Genomic DNA, 557 nt, shown 5'->3' on the forward strand with positions numbered 1-557 from the left:
CCGGATGACCTGCTCACGGCGGAGCGGGCCCTGGTCGCCACGGCGGCGGGCCTGATCACCCCGGAGACGGAGGACCTGGCGGGGGCGGGTGTGCCGGTGACGACGGACCTGATCCGGGGCATGGTCGCGCAGTGGCAGGCGGCCCTGGACCCCGACGGGGTCCTCCCAACCGAGGACCTGTTCGAAGCGAAGTCCAACATCGGCTTCGGACAACTCAAGAACGGGCTCTACCCCGTGAAGGGCGGAGTCACGCCGGAACTCTACGGGGTGATGAACACCCTCTTCGACGCCTTCCTCAGCTTCCACGCCCGCCCGGCGTTCCCCACCGCCGAGGAACAGGCCCTGATGGATTCGGGGCAGATGATCCCCGGCGCCGAGACCGCGGGTACCGACGCCGACACGGGCCCGGATCTGGACGTGATCGAGGCAGAGCTCCGGGAGCGCCGGGCGGATACCCGCACGAGTGGGGAGAAACGCGCCGACATCCTCCGGGCCCTGTTCGAACACGCCGCCCGCGACGAGGACACGCCCAGCATGGGCGGATCCGCCCCGACGGT

Annotated in this window: 1 protein-coding gene; it reads left to right on the plus strand. The window is 70.6% G+C overall.

Translation table 11 applies throughout. The features are described from left to right. Positions 1-557, plus strand: a 557-nt coding sequence (locus tag QN345_RS19735; protein ID WP_323509204.1) for a DUF222 domain-containing protein, incomplete at both ends; no start/stop codon positions are given.

This window comes from Cryobacterium sp. 10I1 (assembly GCF_035019805.1).
Lineage (GTDB): Bacteria > Actinomycetota > Actinomycetes > Actinomycetales > Microbacteriaceae > Cryobacterium > Cryobacterium glucosi.